The 19,363-nt window shown below is 57.2% G+C and carries 17 protein-coding genes, 2 rRNA genes and 2 pseudogenes (1 of these 21 running past the window's edge); 8 read left to right on the forward strand and 13 right to left on the reverse strand.

The window, feature by feature from the left end; translation table 11 throughout:
• The 7 genes from NITMOv2_RS06295 to NITMOv2_RS24915 form a co-directional block, all read left to right on the forward strand.
• A 23S ribosomal RNA gene (locus NITMOv2_RS06295) occupies positions 1-234 on the forward strand (it extends 2,773 nt beyond the left edge of the window).
• 113 nt (positions 235-347) lie between these two features.
• Positions 348-464 (forward strand): 5S ribosomal RNA (gene rrf, locus NITMOv2_RS06300).
• 14 nt (positions 465-478) lie between these two features.
• Positions 479-640, forward strand: a complete 162-nt coding sequence (locus tag NITMOv2_RS23810; protein ID WP_187299376.1) for a hypothetical protein — start codon at positions 479-481, stop codon at positions 638-640.
• Positions 641-656: 16 nt separating this feature from the next.
• Positions 657-1,454 (forward strand): hypothetical protein, encoded by a 798-nt coding sequence (locus tag NITMOv2_RS23305; RefSeq protein WP_145976194.1) that lies wholly within the window; start codon positions 657-659, stop codon positions 1,452-1,454.
• 551 nt (positions 1,455-2,005) lie between these two features.
• Entirely contained in the window at positions 2,006-3,544 is a 1,539-nt protein-coding gene (istA, locus tag NITMOv2_RS06305; protein ID WP_145976116.1) for an IS21 family transposase, read from the forward strand.
• Positions 3,544-4,308 (forward strand): IS21-like element helper ATPase IstB, encoded by a 765-nt coding sequence (gene istB / locus NITMOv2_RS06310; protein WP_053378012.1) that lies wholly within the window; start codon positions 3,544-3,546, stop codon positions 4,306-4,308. Before istA ends, istB begins: the two co-directional genes overlap by 1 nt.
• A 26-nt stretch (positions 4,309-4,334) precedes the next feature.
• The gene (locus NITMOv2_RS24915; protein WP_420799881.1) at positions 4,335-4,937 is read left to right on the forward strand and encodes a DUF5677 domain-containing protein; all 603 of its coding nucleotides are present in this window, start codon (positions 4,335-4,337) and stop codon (positions 4,935-4,937) included.
• A gap of 16 nt (positions 4,938-4,953) precedes the next feature.
• On the opposite strand, the gene NITMOv2_RS23315 is transcribed toward NITMOv2_RS24915, so the two are convergent.
• The 9 genes and pseudogenes from NITMOv2_RS23315 to NITMOv2_RS06350 form a co-directional block, all read right to left on the reverse strand.
• Positions 4,954-5,652 carry a hypothetical protein gene (locus NITMOv2_RS23315; protein WP_145976196.1) on the reverse strand — a complete coding sequence of 233 codons (699 nt, stop codon included), beginning with the start codon at positions 5,650-5,652 and terminating at the stop codon, positions 4,954-4,956.
• Between the two features lie 221 nt (positions 5,653-5,873).
• Positions 5,874-6,946 (reverse strand): annotated as a pseudogene (locus NITMOv2_RS22555) (IS3 family transposase); the annotation flags it as partial.
• A 121-nt stretch (positions 6,947-7,067) separates the two neighbouring features.
• Entirely contained in the window at positions 7,068-9,848 is a 2,781-nt protein-coding gene (locus NITMOv2_RS06330) for an iron-containing redox enzyme family protein (protein ID WP_420799892.1), read from the reverse strand.
• A gap of 12 nt (positions 9,849-9,860) precedes the next feature.
• Positions 9,861-10,175, reverse strand: a pseudogene (locus tag NITMOv2_RS24920) (WD40/YVTN/BNR-like repeat-containing protein); the annotation flags it as partial.
• Between the two features lie 275 nt (positions 10,176-10,450).
• On the reverse strand, positions 10,451-11,596 hold the full coding sequence (locus tag NITMOv2_RS22560) for a cytidine/deoxycytidylate deaminase family protein (RefSeq protein ID WP_083447803.1): 1,146 nt from the start codon (positions 11,594-11,596) through the stop codon (positions 10,451-10,453).
• Positions 11,597-12,274: 678 nt separating this feature from the next.
• Positions 12,275-12,586 carry a hypothetical protein gene (locus NITMOv2_RS23815; protein ID WP_053379062.1) on the reverse strand — a complete coding sequence of 104 codons (312 nt, stop codon included), beginning with the start codon at positions 12,584-12,586 and terminating at the stop codon, positions 12,275-12,277.
• Positions 12,492-12,809: a helix-turn-helix domain-containing protein gene (locus tag NITMOv2_RS24925; RefSeq protein WP_083447805.1), complete on the reverse strand. Its 318-nt coding sequence runs from the start codon at positions 12,807-12,809 to the stop codon at positions 12,492-12,494. The genes NITMOv2_RS23815 and NITMOv2_RS24925 overlap by 95 nt, the downstream gene beginning before the upstream one ends.
• A complete protein-coding gene (locus tag NITMOv2_RS06345; protein WP_053379063.1) occupies positions 12,806-13,147 on the reverse strand; it encodes a type II toxin-antitoxin system RelE/ParE family toxin in 342 nt (113 codons plus the stop codon). The genes NITMOv2_RS24925 and NITMOv2_RS06345 overlap by 4 nt, the downstream gene beginning before the upstream one ends.
• A gap of 164 nt (positions 13,148-13,311) precedes the next feature.
• Entirely contained in the window at positions 13,312-14,187 is an 876-nt protein-coding gene (locus NITMOv2_RS06350) for an exodeoxyribonuclease III (RefSeq protein ID WP_083447807.1), read from the reverse strand.
• Between the two features lie 152 nt (positions 14,188-14,339).
• Here NITMOv2_RS06350 and NITMOv2_RS06355 point away from each other — a divergent pair, with 152 nt between their 5' ends.
• A complete protein-coding gene (locus tag NITMOv2_RS06355) occupies positions 14,340-14,786 on the forward strand; it encodes an SRPBCC family protein (protein ID WP_053382016.1) in 447 nt (148 codons plus the stop codon).
• Between the two features lie 167 nt (positions 14,787-14,953).
• Here NITMOv2_RS06355 and NITMOv2_RS06360 read toward each other — a convergent pair whose 3' ends face one another.
• The 4 genes from NITMOv2_RS06360 to NITMOv2_RS06375 all read right to left on the reverse strand — a co-directional run bounded on the left by NITMOv2_RS06360 (position 14,954) and on the right by NITMOv2_RS06375 (position 19,313).
• Positions 14,954-15,574: a hypothetical protein gene (locus NITMOv2_RS06360; protein ID WP_053379064.1), complete on the reverse strand. Its 621-nt coding sequence runs from the start codon at positions 15,572-15,574 to the stop codon at positions 14,954-14,956.
• The gene (locus NITMOv2_RS06365) at positions 15,571-16,599 is read right to left on the reverse strand and encodes a hypothetical protein (protein ID WP_053379065.1); all 1,029 of its coding nucleotides are present in this window, start codon (positions 16,597-16,599) and stop codon (positions 15,571-15,573) included. Before NITMOv2_RS06365 ends, NITMOv2_RS06360 begins: the two co-directional genes overlap by 4 nt.
• Positions 16,600-16,627: 28 nt before the next feature.
• The gene (locus NITMOv2_RS06370; protein WP_145976198.1) at positions 16,628-17,362 is read right to left on the reverse strand and encodes a hypothetical protein; all 735 of its coding nucleotides are present in this window, start codon (positions 17,360-17,362) and stop codon (positions 16,628-16,630) included.
• A 391-nt stretch (positions 17,363-17,753) separates the two neighbouring features.
• Complete coding sequence (locus NITMOv2_RS06375; protein ID WP_053379067.1) at positions 17,754-19,313, reverse strand: FAD-dependent oxidoreductase; 1,560 nt, start codon at positions 19,311-19,313, stop codon at positions 17,754-17,756.
• Between the last annotated feature and the right edge of the window lie 50 nt (positions 19,314-19,363).

Here is a 19,363-nt window from a genome sequence, read left to right on the forward strand (position 1 = left end):
GAAGGACGGACCTCTAGTGTGCCGGTTGTCGCGCCAGCGGCAGCGCCGGGTAGCTATGTCCGGTGGCGATAATCGCTGAAAGCATCTAAGCGAGAAGCGTGCCTCAAGATAAGCTCTCCCGGGGCTTAATGCCCCCTAAAGACCACTCGTAGACTACGAGTTTGATAGGCTGGGTGTGGAAGGCCTGTAAAGGCTGTAGCTAACCAGTACTAATCGGTCGTGCGGTTTAACATCCTTTGCTCCTGATAGACATGGTCTCAAATACCCGCGAGATCGCGGGACATGCGCGAAGCGCGGGACGAGTCTCGCAAGTCGCGCCAGTCTCGCCCATCTCGCGGAAGACTGTTCCCGGTGGCCTTGCCGGAGGGGCCACACCCGTTCCCATACCGAACACGGAAGTTAAGCCCTCCAAGGCCGATGATACTGCTGCCGAGAGGCAGTGGGAAAGTAGGACGCTGCCGGGTTTCAAAAGGGCCTGTTGGATCGCGAGATCCAGCAGGCCTTTTTCTTTTATAACCCGTTCGCGTCCGCGCTGGAGGTATTGAATATCCGCCGTGAGTTGATCGAACGCGGCGGCGTGAGCAAGCTCGGTTTGGACCTCTGCCGGGTTACAATGAACGTTCTCTTGGCTGATAAATAACGGAGCTAATGGGTTTATGATTGAGCCAACTCGCTTTGAAGAATTCAATATTGTTGTTGTCTCGGAAGGTCGACAACACAGAATCGCTAAGGTTGTGTTTCACAAGCGCGACGGAAGCATATTTGTCATGTTTCCGTCGTTTGCTCACAACGAAGGGCTGGTTGGCGAGCTGTCGATGAAAGCTGGGGCGCAGACTGCAAGCTATGGATTTGCCAATCATGGGAAAGTGGCCGGTCATCTCGTGAAGTATTCCCATCATCCGGACGGCAGAGCGCACTTTTCCCAAGATGGTTTGGTTAAGACGGAGGTCAAGAGGCAATCTGTTCCCTTAGATCGATGGCAACCTCACTTGTTTACAATTCAAGTAGAGGGTCTTGAGAGTTTTGGTGCTCCGCGCGTAAATGATGGGATTCCAGCTTTACACTTGAGGACAGAGGGAAATCCAAGAGGACTAAAAATAGTGGGGCGTTGGTATCCGCTTGATAGATTGAACACTTTAGATGAAACTCAGTCTCTTCCTGCAGCCATCCCCATTGCATTTCCAGACGGACGGCAGTTCATGGGCTGGCTTGTTGCACCGCCGTTGGGCAGCCGATACAGTCAGTTCGGCCTTTTTATGGTTCCAGAGGAAGTGGCTCCGTTATCTACAGTCGACGATCCATGTTTGGTCTTTCTTGGCGGATTTGATCCGGCAGATATGGCCTTAGACCATTCCAAAGACACCTCTTTTCTAATTCTCAAATACCCATGTTCCAATCCTGCTGAACTCAGAACGTCTATTGGCTCCATTGATTTCACAACAACAGGAAAATAGCGACGTTCTGAAGGTTTCCATCGTGTCTTCTGGTGAAAACATGGAAGCGATTGACTCGATTAAGCGGATTTGGGAAGCCAATGGTGTCTTGTGGCATCGGCGAGTTGTACCACTAATTCTCGAACCGTTAGAGAAAAGGGGAGGATTAGATACTAGTGGGCTTTGGGATCATGTTCTTGCCACCGCGTTTGGGCGTTCACAGAAGACATTTGAGTCGATTCAGCTGCTATGCGATCCAGCACTTCCTAGACGGTTTTGGGACGATGCATTTGTGCTGACCAGGTCTCATGCGTATTCCGACCCAAGCCGGCCACTGATTCCGACGCAAGTCGGCCACCCATTCCGACGGAACGCGGCCACTGATTCCGACCGGAAGTCGGCCACTGTTTCGAGTCTCCTCGGAATCGGTGGCCGACATCCCTCGGAATAAGCCGGCGATCCGCCACGGGCTCCTGTCGGAGCCGCCCGCGACACAGGTCCTCCTCAACCTGGGTATCGTGTCCCCTCCATTTACTAGGGGGGAGGGACTGATGCCAGCGGAGCGAGTGACCATGCGAAAAATCAAAGACCTATTGCGACTCAAATGGGCTTGCGGGCTCAGCAACCGACAAGTCGCGGCCAGTTGTGGGGTGGCGCGCAGCACGGTGGCGGAAACGCTCTATCGCGCCACGGCGGCTGGGCTGTCCTGGCCGTTGCCGGAAGAGCTGGATGACGCGCAGCTGGAAACCCGGCTGTATCCGGCGGCCCCCTCGCCGACCAGCCCGCCGCGGGCCATGCCGGACTGGGCCACGGTGCATCAGGAATTGACGCGCAAGGGCGTGACCCTGGCGCTGCTGTGGCAGGAATACAAAGCGCAGCACCCCGACGGCTATCAGTACAGCCGCTTTTGTGATCTCTACGGGGCCTGGCGCGCCACCCTGGATCGGTGTCTGCGGCAGGAGCATCGGGCGGGCGAGAAACTCTTCGTCGATTATGCCGGCCAGACCGTGCCGGTCCAGGATCGGCAGACCGGGACGATTCGACAGGCCCAGATCTTTGTCGCGGTTCTTGGTGCATCGAGCTACACCTATGCCGAGGCGACCTGGACCCAAACGCTCCCCGATTGGACCGGCTCGCATGTCCGGGCCTTCGCCTTCTTGGGCGGTGTGCCGGAAATCCTCGTGCCCGATAATTTACGCAGCGGCGTCACCAAGGCCTGCCGGTATGAACCGGAGCTGAACCCCACCTACGCCGATCTGGCCCGGCACTACGGCGTCGCGGTAATCCCGGCGCGGGTGCGCAAACCGCGGGACAAGGCCAAGGTCGAAGCGGGCGTGCTGCTCGTCGAACGCTGGATCCTGGCCTGCCTGCGGCATCACCCCTTCTTCAGTCTGGCGGAGCTCAATACGGCCATCGCCGCCTGTTTGGACCGGCTGAATCGCCGGCCCTTCAAAAAGCTCCCTGGCTGTCGGCAGTCCCAGTTCGAGGCCGTGGATCGGCCGGCCTTGCAGCCGCTGCCGACCGAGCCCTACGTCTATGCCGAGTGGCGGATCGCCCGAGTGAATATCGATTCGCATCTTGAGGTCGAGGGCCACTACTACAGCGTCCCCTCCGCCTTGGTCCATCAGGCCCTGGATGTCCGGCTCACGGCGGCCACCATCGAGTGTTTCTACAAGGGGCAGCGGGTGGCCAGCCATATGCGGAGTGCCGAGCGCGGCCGCCACACCACGGTCACCGCGCATCTCCCCTCGGCGCACCAACGCTATCTGGCGTGGTCGCCCTCCCGGCTGATCCAGTGGGCGGAGACCGTCGGGCCCGCGACCGGCACCGTCGTGGCCGAACTCCTGGCGCGGCGGCCGCATCCCGAACAAGGCTATCGCTCCTGTCTGGGGATTCTCCGCCTGGAGCGGACGTACAGCGCAGCGCGGTTGGAGGCCGCCTGTCGGCGGGCGCAGGTGCTGGAGGCGTTCACCTATAAGAGCGTGCAGTCCATTTTACAGACCGGCCTCGACCAGCAGCCGCTCCCCGAGCCGGTTCCGACGGTCCCACTCCCGCATGCGCACGACCATCTGCGCGGCACCACCTATTATCAACAGGAAGGAGGGTTCTGATGTTACGTCATCCCACACTCACGGCGCTGGAGGCGATGAAGCTCACCGGCATGGCCACCGCTTTGGCGGAACAACTGGAGATGCCTGAGGTGCAGCGGCTCAGCTTCGAGGAACGACTGGGGCTGCTCGTCGATCGCGAGTGCACGGTCCGGGACAATCACCGGTTGGCGCGGCGGCTGGCCCAGGCCCGGTTCCCCGGCAGTGCCACCTTGGAAGATCTCGATTATCGCCATCCGCGGGGGCTGGAGAAAAGCGTCATCGCGTCCCTGGCTACGGGGCAGTGGATTCGTCAGCATGACAATGTGTTGATTGTGGGGCCCACCGGCGCGGGCAAGACGTATCTGGCCTGTGCGTTGGCCCAGATGGCTTGCCGGCTGGGCTGCTCCGCCTTGTATTTGCGACTGCCGCGGTTCTTCCGGGAGCTGGCGGTGGCCAAAGGCGATGGCCGCTATGGGCGCCTGCTCCGGAGTCTCGCGAAGACGGACCTCGTGGTCCTCGATGATTGGGGGCTGGCTCCCTTAACTGACGAACAGCGCCGCGATCTGTTGGAACTCCTTGATGATCGCCACGGGCGGCGGGCCACCCTCGTGGCCAGTCAACTCCCGATCGATCACTGGCATACGGCGATCGGGGAGCCGACGCTGGCCGATGCCATTCTTGACCGGCTCGTGCACAACGCCTATAAGATCACGCTCAAAGGAGAATCGATGCGCAAACGGCTGGCAAAATCGGACGGAAGTCGGCCACTGAAGACAGACCACTGAGGCCCTGCGTCGCGGGGCTCCGAGGGGTGGCCGGATTCGCTCGGAATCGGTGGCCGGATTCAGCGGAATACACGTCTCACTATGAAACTTTTATCACAATGGAGTGGATAGCTCAGGATACAGATTTAAGGTCGCAGTTATTCTGGGATGAGTTTGCTCTTAAGCAAGCCCACTTTCTTGAAGCACTAGGCCCGGATCGTAATGATGTGCGTCCGGAAAGGCGAGAGGAAATAATTCGTGAGCGAGACGAAGCTCTGAAACGACACAAGAGAGGGCCTGGAACACTCCAGTTGCTACCTTCATTGCAGGAGAGGGTGCGTTCTTTGGCTGAACCATTGAAGGAAACTGTACCAAATCTTGAGTGGGAATATGAGTTTTATTATAGAGACGTTTCTGGGTTTGCGCATCCCAGTGGGTGGGGGACAGCGTTATCGCTCAGCGGCTCAGACGATTCAATTCCGACTGTGGAATGTTCCCCACGTGTTGGATATAACGCCGTGATGCTAAACGGAGGTTGGTTGTTCAGGATATTGAGATGTTGGAATAGGAAATTTCGGATTGTATCTGAGGATACGGTTAACGAATGGCACAGAGAGTGGGCTGCGCGGTCACGTGTTGCAGAGCTATAACAAGCAACAATTCGAATTACTGGACCTTCAACGCCGTTATGCCTATTCCCTCCGCAAACATTTTTGATTCATCTGTGAACCATTTTCCAGTCAGGTTCACTTCCCAGCACTTTTCTGTTGGAGGGCAATTGGCTGCAGCGACTTTTACATACAGACGGTAGTCTCCCTCTACAATTAAATGACTTAAGGTATTTGGTTCGACTTCAAGATCCAATTCAAGGATGGTTCTGCCCTGAGAAGATCCTGATGGCACAGGTTGCATAAGGCTATTCCTGAAATTCGGCTCAATGATGTGACCAAAATCACAGTGTTTTCCCATTCCGGGCGATATCCCTTCTGTAAAAATTTCGGGCGGAGAGGTGTGTGACCATCTTAGGTTCATCGGCAAGAATGAATCGACATCCTTAAAGAACCCATCGGCGTGTTTCTTTTGGAGGCGAGAAACAAATACTTGAACTTTCTCGGCCCTCTGTCGTCCCTCGTTCTGGACCCAAATTCTGAAATAGTAGCAATCCCCTCGCTGAGCCAGTTGAGCAATAGGATTATTTGTCGTCTGTTGTGTCTTGTGACAATCGGGAGGGGACAAACGAATCCGGGCGGTCAGGACCGGACGATACCACTTGGTCCGTATCTCTTCGCGAAACAATGCTACGAGAGCTGCAAGGAGTGTGGCGACGGCTGAAGCAAATACCCCATAGATTGCTAGACTGTTCACACCTTACCTTGTGCAGGTCCAAGAATTGTAACGCAAGGCGATACAATAGCACTTATCGTCGAACGTCTGCAAAGGCTAGCCGAGGCACTGGTGATGTCGTAAGCTCCCCCGTCAAGGCGACACTGCCAATGGAGAACTTCGGGCTTCATGACGTTGGTCCCGTTCCGAGACAACCCACAACTGGAGCACACCGCCTCTTCGGCACCCATGCTGACCTGATGTTGTTGCGCAAACTCCTCCGGGGTCAGGTCTCCGAGGGAGCTGTGAGGTCGGCGTTCATTATAATAATCCCGGCGCCAGGCCTCGATGATGATCTGCGCGTCGACCAGCGATGCAAACTGATGCACGTTCAAGCACTCGTCGCGCAGCCGTCCACTAAATGATTCAATAAAGGCATTTTCCACGGGTTTTCCCGGCCGGATGAAGTCCAGTTGGATGCTCCGCCAATATATCCAGTCTTCCAGCGCCCGCGACTGAAATTCGGTTCCATGATCAACGGTGATGGAGCGGGGCGCCGGGCCATTGCCGAGCACTCGATCGAGAGCCGCACCCACCGAGAGACTTGACATCCGAAAGCCGGCCTCTAGCACTGGACTCTGGCGACTCCAGTTATCCACCACGGTCAAAATCCGAAACGGCCGCCCATCGGCTAACGTATCCTGCACGAAATCCATGCTCCACCGTTCCCAAGGGCCGGCCGGTGCTGGCGCTGGCCCGCGATGCAACGCGATGTGTTTCCGCCGGCGAACACGCATGCGCAGTTGCAAGCCATCGAGGCGATAGAGCCGACGGACCCGTTTGCGATTGACCCGCCAGCCTTCTCGCCGCAGCAGGACCCACATCCGCTGATAGCCGAACCGCGGCCGCGCATGGGCCAGATCGCGAATACGCACCCGCAAGGCGGTTTGATCCTTCGCCCGGCTCTTGCGGTACCATGACGCGCGACCGAACTGTGCCAGTCGGCGCGCACAACTCACCTGAAACGTCCCCTGAAACCACTGGGCCAGTTCCCGGCGCCGGACGGGCCTTAGACTTTTTTTCTGAGCGCCTCCGTGAGCATGTGCTTGTCGAGCGAGAGATCCGCGACCAATCGCTTCAGCCGGGCGTTCTCCTCTTCGAGCTGCCGCAAGCGTCGGAGCTCGCTTACACCCAGATGCGCATATTTCTTCTTCCACGCATAGAACGTCGCTTCGGCCACGCCCAGTTGCCGACAGACGTCTGCCACTGGCGTCCCGCTCTCCGCTTGGCGGAGCGCGTAGACCACCTGTTCTTCGGTGAACTTCGACCGCTTCATGGGGCCCCTCCTGTTCCCATGGCACCGGCGAAGCGGCATTGTAGTCTAGTTTTGAACGGCCGTCGTTTTCGCGGGAGACGTCACTCTGCCGAGCCGTGAACGCGAGGCTCATATGATCGAATCAGTGGACTGCGCCTTGCCCGATGAAGGTGCGATTGTCGAGCAGCGTCAAAGCAAGGTCATCGGTGCCGCCTCTACTGTCGAGGGCGAGCAGCGTTCCAGTGGATTTGGATGGGGTGGCGCCCGCTATAATCCACTGCCTGACCGTCTCAACGTCGTCGGCTGCAAACACTCCCTCCATGGGGCCGCCGTTTTCCATGATCCGGGTCAAGAACATGCTACGTTCGGGCTCCCCCGGGACCACCCACCCGCCACGGACGAGGGCCTGCATTACTTCGGCCGGGTCGTCAAGGAGGTCAACCAAGGGCACGGGGCGGCCATGAGCGTCGGGCAGCACTAGTTTGTCGTGGGCACGCTTCGCCACGCGTGCGTAGTTCGCAATTAGCTGGGCCATTTTCTCAGGCCACGGTTGACCAGCCGGGTTGTCTAGAACTGGCTCGATGCACGGCTGTGGCTTCGTGGATAGCGACTCCAGCCAGTCGAGGATGACGTCCTTCTCTCCCTCAGTGAAGACACGGTACATCGGTCCCTCAAAAGACATTAGCTCAAAGAGCCTGCTACGCCGAGGGTTATCCACGTCGACGGTCTTCGTGGCAATAAGCCTATCGAGCAACTCCTCGGGCTTCGCGAAGAGATCGTTCAGCAGAACGCCTCCGAGCATCTTTCGGCCGTGGGCTTGTGCCGCGACCTGGGCTTTTGTTTGGATAAGCCGGATCATCCGATCGCGATAGAATGTGCTCCACTTCGGGAAGCAGTCGGAAGCCTCAGGGGTTCCGATATTGATCGATTTCCTGTCGATTAGCAGCCGACGCTCTTCGAGACCCTCACCGTTGAAGCCGGCCGTCGCCCATGTCACGTACCCATTCCAGATCCGCCGCCAGTTCTCTTCCACGGCTTGGTCGCCACCCTCCTCGAGTTTATCCTCCAAGAACATCTTCACCGCCTCTTTGGCGATTGCGCCGTGCCCTTCACTGATGTTGTCAATTGCGACGTGCAGCGAATAGAAGAGCGGATTCATTCCGCGATTGCGCAGCATGCGCACCATGGGTTGCAGTGTCGGGGTCGCTTCCCACTCTAGAAACAGAGTCATCCCGATTAGCTCAGGGAAGAACATCTGAGGGAACAGGCCGATGGCGGCCTGGAACACCGGACTTCGCCACGCACCTGGAGCTAGATCAAGCTGTAAGAAGGCGCGCGATGTAACCGGCGGAAGGTACATGCCTTGGCTGCGCAGCAAGTCCTGGTAGACGTTCGAATGATTCTGGCGTGTCTCGCCGTTGCCAACCTCGTCGGCCCAGATATCGAATAGGCGCGACCGGACTTCGTCTGAGGGCCCTGCCTGCATAATGCCTTGGAGCCAAACGCCATCCATGAGATTGAATGGTGCTAGCTGCAGGAGGCGGTCTCTTACGACGCCATCGGAAGCACGTCCGATTCTGTAACGCTTGCCGTTGCGCCAGGTGATAACATCACGGTCGTAGCGGTGCGGCTGATGCATGCCAGGCACGACGGCCTCGTAGATGGCCCGCATCCGCTCATCAAATGCCTCCGGCGTATAGTGGAACGGCTTATAAAGGCTATCCGCGTCGTAATCCGCGTTTGCGAGGTAAGCCCTGGCGAGCTTCAGTGCCGTCGGGCGAAACTCTGGATAGTCCTCAATATTTGCGAGCCGGAAGAACGCCTCTTTCTCTTCTTCCACAGTCGGAAGTGGGAGCTTTGCCTGGTTTCCGGCGGGCAGCGCCATGAGCCGCAACTCTAGCGACGCCAGAGCGTTATGAGAATGAGCACCGACGGATATTCTTGTCTGGCCGCGGCTAGGCGAGCGCAGAAAGACACGGCTTTCGACTAGATCGTCGGCATTAACTCGGTAAATGAAGTGCCCTTCCGCGTCGGGGAGGCCGGGCCGAACCTGGAAGTTCCAGTATACATGCCTTGGACCTGCAGCCGGCGCGGTCTCCTCAACGAGCGTAGCCACATGCGAGCCGAATCGGTCCCACACGTTGACAGACAATTGCTGAGTGCCTTCTGGCACATCAAGCAAAATTCCCAGTTCCTTCGTCACCACTTCCGCATGCTCGTTCAAGACCAGCCGCGTCGCACCTGTCAAAGGCTGGATCAGCACCGACTGTGTGGACTTATCGTACTTATAGACAGTATCGCCTGAGGCATAGCCGACGCGCATTGGACTACCGATGAAGCGAAAGCGATTAATGAACTTGCCCACATGGTTCGCGTTGCGCCAAGTGCCACCACCGTTGGATGTCTCGCTACTGTATCCGCCCTGGAATTGACGATCTCCCCAGCCGCCGACCCAGCCATGGTTCGCATCAATAAATCCGATGCCTTCGAGGTTCGCGTTGCGCTGAGCGTCGTTCACCGGGATGCGGGTCCAAGTCCTCCCGCCATCGACCGATTTGAGGATTGCGCCCTCATTGAAATTTTCAAGCGAAATGAAACCCGTGCCGTCCTCAAGGAACTGGATCTTCCAGCCCCATTCGCCAAATGGGAAGTTGGCGCTTTGATCCGCGAGCTGATTAACCCACGTCTGTCCGCCGTCTTCCGTATACAGGACGACAGGCTTGACCTTCGGACGAGTCGTACCACCCGTGCCTCCGACGACCCAGCCATGTAGTTCGTCACGGAAGTAAACATCGACGAGCAGCGAGGCGTGGGCTTGCATTTCGACGTTGGTCCAGGTCATACCGCCATCGTCCGACTTGATCAGCGCCGGAGGGCGGTCCGGATAGTTGGTGCCCGATGCGTACAGCAGCGTGCCGCTCACGGCCCAGATGCCACAGATCGCATTGGGCGTCGGCGGCAGGTTCGTGATCGGCGTCCAAGTCGTTCCTCCGTCCACTGTCCGGTAGAGTCGATGCGGCCCCGAGAGCGCCCCGATCCATCCGTGGCTCGGCGAAGCAAATGTGATGCAGCGGAGGTACGTCTTCGGGGGGAAGATATGCTTGATGGCCCAGGTACTGCCGCCATCGGCCGTGTACAGCGCCTGACCGTTACTATTTACGGCCCACCCATGGCCCTCATCCAGGAACCAAATGTCGTCGGTGCGGCTCGAAGCATGAGGAGCGCTCGTGGGCTTCCATGTAAACGGCATACGTCCTCCTAGAGGCTCGCTTGTCAAGTGTCCGCCTCACTATGTTTCACATAGAACCGGACCTGCGATATTTGTATAACGTTGCTAGGGAAATCTAGCCCATCCCTTGCAGGAAAGCGCGACCAGTTATAGCCCAACTCAATGTCTCGGGACTCGGACCCATAAGGGCATGGGGAGCCGGGACACCGCGCATATTTCTACCAGCTACGCCTGAGAGAACGTCACTGCCAGCAAGTTCTTCCCATTGGATACCGCGCTTTCGGTAAGCTCGCCCTTTACAGCTTATGAGGAGATCCACGGAATCCTTGTATATCTGCATATTCAAAGAAGCACTTGGCATGGTCCAAGCACATTTGATTGGTCCACCCCCCTGGTGAGCATGCTACATTCGGGTGTTCCAGTTCCATTACAGCAATCTCATCACCCCCCTTCTTGAAGATGTCCATTGCCTCGTCTGTGCATAGAAAAGATGTTATCGAATCAGTACTTTTCTTAATCTTGTGATCGCTAGAGGTAAAGAACGTTTGAGGGGGTGTTGAAAGAAACCGTTGGTAGCTGTCATTAAGCTGAGTAAAGTACTTTATACCCACTCTATCTGCGGGTATTGGAAGAGGAGACATGGATGTGCTTTTGGCAGTTTTCCTGGCCAAGTTGTACATAATGTTGCCGATTCTGTAGGCACCAGGGTCAAATTGGAGAAACACCACTTCCTTGACTCGTGCTAGAGACATCATGCCTGAACATTGGGCACACGACTCAAGCGAGGTGTAAATTGTGATATCTGTGAGGTCTAACTCCCGAGCCTTATCGCGCAACCCTTTGAAAGAGGTTCTGGGGGTTTTCCAGTGGTCGAATATCTCTGTTAAGTCAAAAAGTCTCCGGACCAATCGGGCTTCAGCATGCTCTGATGAGCTTCGAAAGAGTTCGTTGTGGTTAAATTCAAAATCTATTATTTCTCCATTTCTATCGACAGCCATGGCAGCTATGTTGTGTCCTAGATAGCGGTCCCAGATAGTTAGGTTTGGACCAGCGTATAGGTCACCCTTGTACCGGGTATAACTATTATGCTTATATTCGATTTGTTTATTTCTCTGAGGATATGTTCCGAATGGTCCATACTTATTCCCATTCCAAAACCGATGGATTAGTTTCATTAGTAAGAGACAATAAATCTTGTGGCGTTCCAGACAGCTAGGAGCGCCCAGAGAGTCTGCTACGTTAGATTCTATTGTCGCGATCATATGCAAAGGATTCTCCCAGTTCTTGGCAATTGGAGAATCTGGTTGAAGGTCGCCTGGCACAGGGGAAGCAGCATTTGCAGAAGAGAAATGGCCCCCAGCCAAGGTCAAACCCGCGCCCCCAGCAATCGTCGCTGTTCTCGCAAGAAAACTGCGCCTTGTTATTCTCGTAATAGCATCCATTATTTCTCCTTTAACATTTGTTGGTTATCCGAGCTCTTACTGCAACCTAATTGTGGATAGGTGCAGTCCTGTTCTGACTAACCATCGCCGCTTAGCGCTCGCTGTCACGTGGCCAGTCGGGAGATCTTTGCGTTTATCGAAGGGTTCTATAATCGCCAGCGGCTCCATCAGAGCCTCGGCTATTCCAGTCCGCTGGCGTTTGAGCGTCAGGTGAGCGACTCTTAACCTGGTGTCCAAGAAAACCGGGGCCAGCTCAGGAGTCTTTGTTCGATATGAGGAGAGATATTCCTCATTAGCGATGGTGCGGCGTGATAGGCGCCTCGGCACGTAGGTTGTTCCATCGCTCAGGTGTGGATGAAACATGCGCCCTCGTTTTGGAATGGCAGGGGACGCTAGCACTGCCAGATGGTTTGCTTCGATTCCTCTTTGGATTAGGTAAGCTCGCATCTATCTTAAATAGATACGTTTGGTGCAACTCCATTCCGCTTCAATTCTCAGAGAAGCGGACAGGCCGGAGTCTTCAGCAAAGAACGGGCCGCGGTGGCGCGACGGATAATTCCGTGAGTTCCAGGGCAATTGTGATGTTTGATGATGAGAGGAAGCCGCAGTAGGTGAATCTATTTGGGTTGTTGAAGGATCAAAATAGATTCAGTAAAGAGGAGATAATGTGGCTCATCGCTATTTTCTCAGGCGTGCCGCGATTCGCGATTCCGCCGAGGTCCAGCCGGCGTCGAAGGGAGTGCCGGGGTTGTCGAGGTCGATGACCAGCGGGGCGTGATCCGAGGGGATCGGTTGTCCCTTCCGCGCCTCTCGGTCGATCTCGGCCCAGACCACGCGATGTTGTAACGGCGCCGTCACGAGCAGGTGGTCGATCCGCATGCCGACGCGGTAGCGATCAGGCAGCTCGGTGCCTGTTGGATCCTGAAGTGAGGTGGATGGCCATTCGTCCTCCACAGGCACGAACGATTCTCTGAAGTGTACGAAGCTCATACCGGTCGTAGTCCGCATTTTCGTAGCGACTAATTGCAGAGGCAGTGGTTTTCGCTCGCTGCGCGACTTGGGCCTGAGTCAGACCGGCCTCTCGGCGCAGTCGAGTTAACTGCTCTCCGATCGCTAACCTCTGTAATTCTTCTTCAAATCCTCGACGGAAGCTGGAGTTGGCGAGCTTTCTGCTGAGCCACCCTTTGTCCCCGCGGCTTGGTTTCGACTTCATGTTCGTCCTCCTTGCTCGAATGCTCGCTTGCACACCTCAGCTCGTTCAATTTCGCTCTTAGGAGTCTTGTCTCCCGGCTTCCTAAACCCATGTGTCAGTATCAGCCTCTTGCCGACGAAGAAGAAACACAAGACGCGATCTGCCTTGACCTTGAACTCGAAAATGTGGTCCGTTCCGGTCAAATGCTTGAACTTGCGCTCATTCCAAATCTTCCCGGTATCTCCCATCCGAACGAACAACGCGGCAAATTTCTGTTGGCTTGCAAGCGGCAGCTGTTCCAGCCACTCTTCGGCGGGTGCCGTCCCACCGTGAGTCACGTAGAATTCAATACTGAGCATGGCGCCGCGGTAGACGAGCCGAGTGGACGAATGTCTGCCGGACGGATTCACCATGCTGGCGGGACACGATATAGCATATATGCTACTACAGGCTCAAGATGACAGCTTTTATCGATCTCACGGCGTACGCCATGGGCTAGCTTACAGTCCTGGCAGGAGAAGATTCAGGAATGCAAGCGTCCCGCAATGCGCGATTCTGCCGAAGCCCAGCCGGCGTCGAACGGATGGCCGGGGCTGTCGAGATCGATGACCACCGGGGCGTGATCCGAGGGAATGGGCTTTCCCTTTCGCGCCTCGCGATCGATCTCGGCCCAGACCACGCGGTCTGTTAGAGATGCGGTCACCAATAAGTGATCGATCCGCATGCCGAAGTTTTTATGAAACATGCCGGCGCGGTAGTCCCACCACGTGTACCGCCCTGGTTCCTGGTGATGCAGTCGGTAGGCATCGAGGAATCCCGCGCGCGACAGCCGTCCGAAAGCCTGCCGCTCGCGTTCCGACACGTGCGTCCCGCCATGACAGGCATCGGGGTCCCACACATCGATATCATGGGGCGCCACGTTGAAATCACCGCCGATGACGGCCGGTGTACCCGGAGTGATGGTCTGATTAATCCAGCGAGCCAGCCTGTCGAACCACACGAGCTTCGCTTCATAAAACGGCGAATCCACCTGCCGGCCGTTCGGCGCGTACACGCAGATGATCCGCACGCCGCCGCATTCGGCCGCGAGCATCCTCGCCTCGGCCAGCGGCTCGTCGTCGCCGGTGTCAGACGTCCGTGCCGGCCGTAACGGCTCTCCGAAATTCGCGATCACCCCGGCGATGCCGCACCGGCTTGCGATCGCCACGCCATTCCAGCGCCCCTCGCCATGGTGCACCAGCTCGTATCCGGCCTGCGCGAACGCTTCGGCAGGCGCGGCTGCGTCCGCCAGCTTGGTTTCCTGCATCAGCAGCACGTCGGGCTTCGTCCGATCCAGCCACCACAGGACCTTTTCGAGGCGAGCCTTCAGCGAGTTCACATTCCAGGTGGCAATGCGCATGGCTCAAGATTAGCTCATGCAGTCGGCACATGGCTATGGGCGCCGACAAAGAGCAGCTCTTAGATGGGTGTCGATTTCTTCAAGCTGCTTCGACTACAAGAGAAGAAGCTGCGCCAAGGCCAGCCAAGATCTATGAGATAGGAGGTATGGTGATGGGAACGAATACGATTCGACTCCATCGCGTGTTCCGCGCCACGCCGGAACGGATTTATCGCGCGTTTCTGGATGCCGACGCCATGGTGAAGTGGCTGCCGCCCAATGGATTTACCGGCAAGGTCCATCATCTGGAGCCCGAGGTCGGCGGGACGTTCAAAATGTCCTTCACCAATTTCACCACCGGCAAGAGCCACTCCTTCGGCGGCCGGTATCTCGAATTGGTGCCTCATGAGCGGCTTCGCTACACGGACACGTTCGGCGACCCCAACCTGCCGGGAGAAATTCATGTGACGGTCACGTTGAAGCAAGTGTCGTGCGGCACGGAGGTGAACATCACGCAAGAAGGTGTGCCCGATCTCATTCCTGCCGAAGCCTGCTATCTCGGCTGGCAGGAATCGCTGGTCCTGCTGGGGAAGCTGGTGGAAGCGGAGATCCCCAATTAATGCTCATGGGAGAAGAGCGCCCGGTCTTGTTCGCCCTAATGCGCCGATGGACCATCACTGGATCGTTTGGTTACCGTCTACGATCAGCGCATGGCCAATGGTGAACGCAGCTGCATCCCGATTTACCGCTGGGCAACACCCAAATCGACTTGCATGCAGCTACTCGCTCAGCCGGCTGAAAGACCGGTTGACCCCCTTGGTTTGTCCGATCCAGAGGAGGGAAGGCTCAGGCCTCCTTCGCCTCTCGGAGGGCCCCTGCGGATGGCAACAATCGACCGACGTATCAGCCGTATCAGGAGCGTCAGGAGTCCGGCGAGTACGATAATGCCGAGGGGGAAGGCGATCTCGAGCCAGTAGTACACGAGCGTGCCGATCGAGACGGCCGTCGTCCATGCCGCCATTTCCAAAGCAATCCAGACATGCTGCCGGTATTCGGAGTCCAATTGTCGATAGGCATGGCGGGTGGCGGCGGTTTCTCTTCGGATCCTTTTTTTGTCGGCGAGGAGGTCAGGCCCGCCTGTTGCGATTCCAAGGTCTCTGACCGCAAGGACCAGCCATATGAGAGACAGTACGACTGCCGCAACGAGAAGGTCTGGAAGGATGTTGGCCCAATCGCAGACGAACAGGGTGACGGGTTGCGCGCCGCCACCCATGCACACGATCGCATTGAAAAGAAACCAGACGGCGATGCCGAGCAAGGCCAGAGGGGCGAACCCCCAGCTGACAGCCCGCGCTCTTTTGCGAATCTTCGGTTGGTGGGCCATATGCTCTTCGTTCATGGGGCTCATGGGGAAACTCCATCCGACCAGCCGTCGTCAGTATCGCATGTCGGCTTGATCTTTTCCTGTGCAAAGGCTTGAACGGCCGCCTGCCGGTACAGCTTCCACACGGTGTTGCAATTGACGTCGCGCACCGTATAGCCGTCAAGCACATCTTTGCAAGTTCGGCTGAGCACGAGATCTTCGTTGCCGCTCTCGAGTGGCGGCTTATAGGGTGCCCAGATGGGGGTGTGATCGGTGCCATCGGCCCTGAGGGTGTTCAAGAAGGCGTCGCGAAGCCGTTTCTCGTTATACAAGTTGTCGCGGTGTGCTCCCGGCTGCATCTGGCTGAGTAATTCCCGCAGAGTTGTCCATCGCGACGGAGCCGACTGGCTTTGAAGCGTTTCATCAAGTGCCTGAGCATAGGCCACATAATTGTGGCTTCGATCGGGATTGAAGAGAATGAAATCGGGATCGTGATTGTCTCTGAAGTGACCCATTCCCGGTGCATACATCCGAGTGGGAGTGGACAGGCGTCGATGGGCGAAAGAGTCGCCCAGGAGATGGATGGCGAAGCCGGCCGCGCACACTCGGCTCCCATGCTCCTCCTGTTCCCCCGTCTCTAAGTCTCTCAAGAGAGCGCTTAGCGTCGCCTTGGCGGCTCTCGTCACATCTTCGGCTTTGCCGTCGGTCAGCCCGTGGAGGTAGTGATGTACCGTGACCATGTGGCAGACATCCGTTCCCCAACATGAACTGAACATGCCCCAGAATGACCCGGTTATCGACGGGATGGTCCGCACACGAAGGCTGACGGCGTCGTACTCTTTCGCGAGGTCCGGTATTTGGGCGCACAGTGCCATGAGCACCGCGTCATCTTGTGTGTGACCATTATACGGAGGGAGATGGGCATGAGCGATGCTGACGACCGTATAAAAATGTCCATCGTCGTTGTACGCCATTGCCGTCGCGGGAGCGATCTGCGTCATGAAGGCGAATGTCGCCACGATGAGCCAGATCTGTTTGTGTCGCCGTGCTGTGACGATTGGAAAATGCATGTGGGCTCTCGTGTTCCGATCTTGGTGTCTAAAAATTAAATCCCGTTCCAACTCCAACGACGAGGAATGTGCTTTTTCTTTCAGGCCCCGTGGCGTTATATCCAAATCCAACTTGAATGATGTCGCGAAGCAATCCGACTATGAATGTCGGTGCAAAATTGATCTCATCGCGACCTTGTGGTTTTGAAAAAAATGCCGTTGCTGAAAACGTGATGGCGGGAAAAGCCACTTTCCCTTCCGTCATGCTTTCAGACAGCGTCTTGGCGGAAAAGGAGGTGGCGCGGCATTCGGGTTTAATTTTCCGTAAGTCCTTGTCGCCCTTTTCATCCACTTCAGTCGGACTCTTCAGTTTGGTGGTGGTCATCCAGCTGTCCGGGTAGTATCGGGCGGCGACTCCAATTCCAAGACCTTCGGCGTTGACCGAACCGGATCCCTTCGTAAAGTTGTATTGAAACAGTCTGGCAGTCGCCGTCGTGCCGAATGACCAGTTGGAATTGATGTCTCCCCCGCCCCAAATGCCAACGCCGGCGCCGGGGACGGTGCAGGCTTTGATGCGGTCAACGATCTTTTTTTCGTCATCCGATGCTTGAGGGACGGGAACTTGGTCCATCAGCATCCTTTCTGCACCGGCGGCAGGTGATACCATCACGCATGCCGCCACGACGACCAAGGCATGCAGATCGAGTCTTCCCAATGCGTGAGGCCGGTATCGAAAAACAAAGGAACGTCTTGTCGGCCGGGTGTTCGAGAAAGCCCGATTCATCACCACTGTCCTCCTGTCTCGAGAGCTAATCGTGAAACCTTACGTACCCCCATCTCTCTCGATAGAGACGTTAGGCCTAGGTCCATTCCGCTTGGCTTTCCACAGAAGCGAATTGGCCTGAGTCTTCAGCAAAGAACGGGCCGCGGTAACTCGACGAGGGAAATAGAGCGAATTCCAAAGTAGTGCGACGTCTAACGGGAAAAGAAATGCCAAAGAGGTGAATCTATTTTGGCTTGCTGCGGATCAAATTGGATTCAATTTAGACGGAATCGGCAGCCATTATGGCCCTATGTGCCGGTCTGGCTTGGAGGTTGGGAAGGGGAGTGAGAAAAGGTATGCCTGACCAACGGTAGCGAAGGAGTGAAAACCAACGCCGGGGCCGAGCTAGTTCCTAGCTTCCCTCAACGATGGACTCCACTGCAGCGACATCTCCGCGTTCCATGGCTACCTGGATTTTCATGGAATCGACATCGCGGTTGATGGAGGCCACCGCCAGCGTCTTTCCGTTCTTCCGATAGGCCGCCAAGCAGTTGCGATCGGGGATGCTTCCGGCAATCTTCACCTCATCCCACTCATGGGCGTATCCCACGTAGCTGATCGCCATGTCGTAATGCATGCTCCAGAAGAACGGGGCGGCGGTATAGGGCTGAGTCTCACCCAACATGTTGCGGGCGGCCGCCTGGCCGTGACGTTCCGCCACAACCCAATGTTCGACACGTATGGCACTGCCTGAATAGCGGTCCGGCCAGCGGGCGATGTCGCCGGCGGCCCAAATCCCTGGGGCGCTCGTGCGCAAGTATTCATCCACCAGAACGCCGCGCTCGATTCTTAACCCTGCCTGCTCAGCCAGTTCCACATTCGGTCGGACCCCGATCCCCACAACGACAAGGTCGGCATCCAGGCGCGACCCATTCTTCAGCGTGACGGACCGCTCTGCGATCGTCGCAACGGTCTGTCCCAAGTGAAACTTCACGCCGTGCTGCTCATGGACCTCGCGCACGAGGCGGCCCAGCTCGACACCGAGCACCCGCTGCATGGGAATCTCCTCCGGCGCCACGACGTGCACTTCGAGGTTGCGTGCACGCAGCGATGCAGCGACCTCCAATCCGATGAAGCTTGCCCCGACGACCACCGCGTGCCGCGCCTTCGTGGTCCGTTCAATGATTGTCCGGCTGTCGCGCAACGTGCGTAGATAGTGGACGTGTGGCAATTGAGCACCGGGAACGTCCAGACGGATCGGCGAGGCCCCTGTGGCGAGCAGCAGGGCCCCGTATTCGAGACGGCGGCCATCGTCGATCTCCACGGCTCGCGCATCCGGCCGAAGCCGCACCACGCGGCGGCCGGTCAGGAGATCGATTCGGGTGTCCCGGTACCAATCCGGTGCACGAAGAGGAATCCATTCTTCCGGCGCAGTGCCTGCCAAATAGTCTTTGGAAATGTTCGGGCGGTCATAGGGGCCCGCGTCATCGGCCGAGATCATCGTCACCGGCTGTTGGTAGCCCAGGCGTCTGAGCATCTCAGCGGCGGCAAAACCGGCGGCTCCGCCGCCGACGATGACGACGGAGGCGGGCGGCGCTTCGAGGGGGGCACGGGCAACAGCCGCCGATTTCGTTCCCGTGACGAACACGCGGTCACCCCGCCGCTCGGCCGTATAGCAAGGCACCGGGTCGATGGCGGGAGCGTGGACGGCTTTTCCGGTTTCGGGTCGAAAGCACGCGCGGTGCCACGGACAGCGGACGGTGGTTCCATCGAAGAGGCCTTGCTCCAGAGGTCCGCCATAGTGCGTGCACTTGGTTCCCATGCCGTGGACGGCGTTTCCTTTGCGGATCAGGAGCACCGGTTCTCCGCCGAAGTGACCGAGCAACATGGCCCCCTCGCGCAGCTCGCTCAACGCCACCCCTTCTGTTCCAACATCAGGGCCAGATAACTGCCCGCCGCCTGTCTCGCTCATGGATCCCTCCTGTTCGACACAAGGAAGCACACGACTTAACTGATGTTAGG

The organism is Nitrospira moscoviensis (assembly GCF_001273775.1).
Lineage (GTDB): Bacteria > Nitrospirota > Nitrospiria > Nitrospirales > Nitrospiraceae > Nitrospira_D > Nitrospira_D moscoviensis.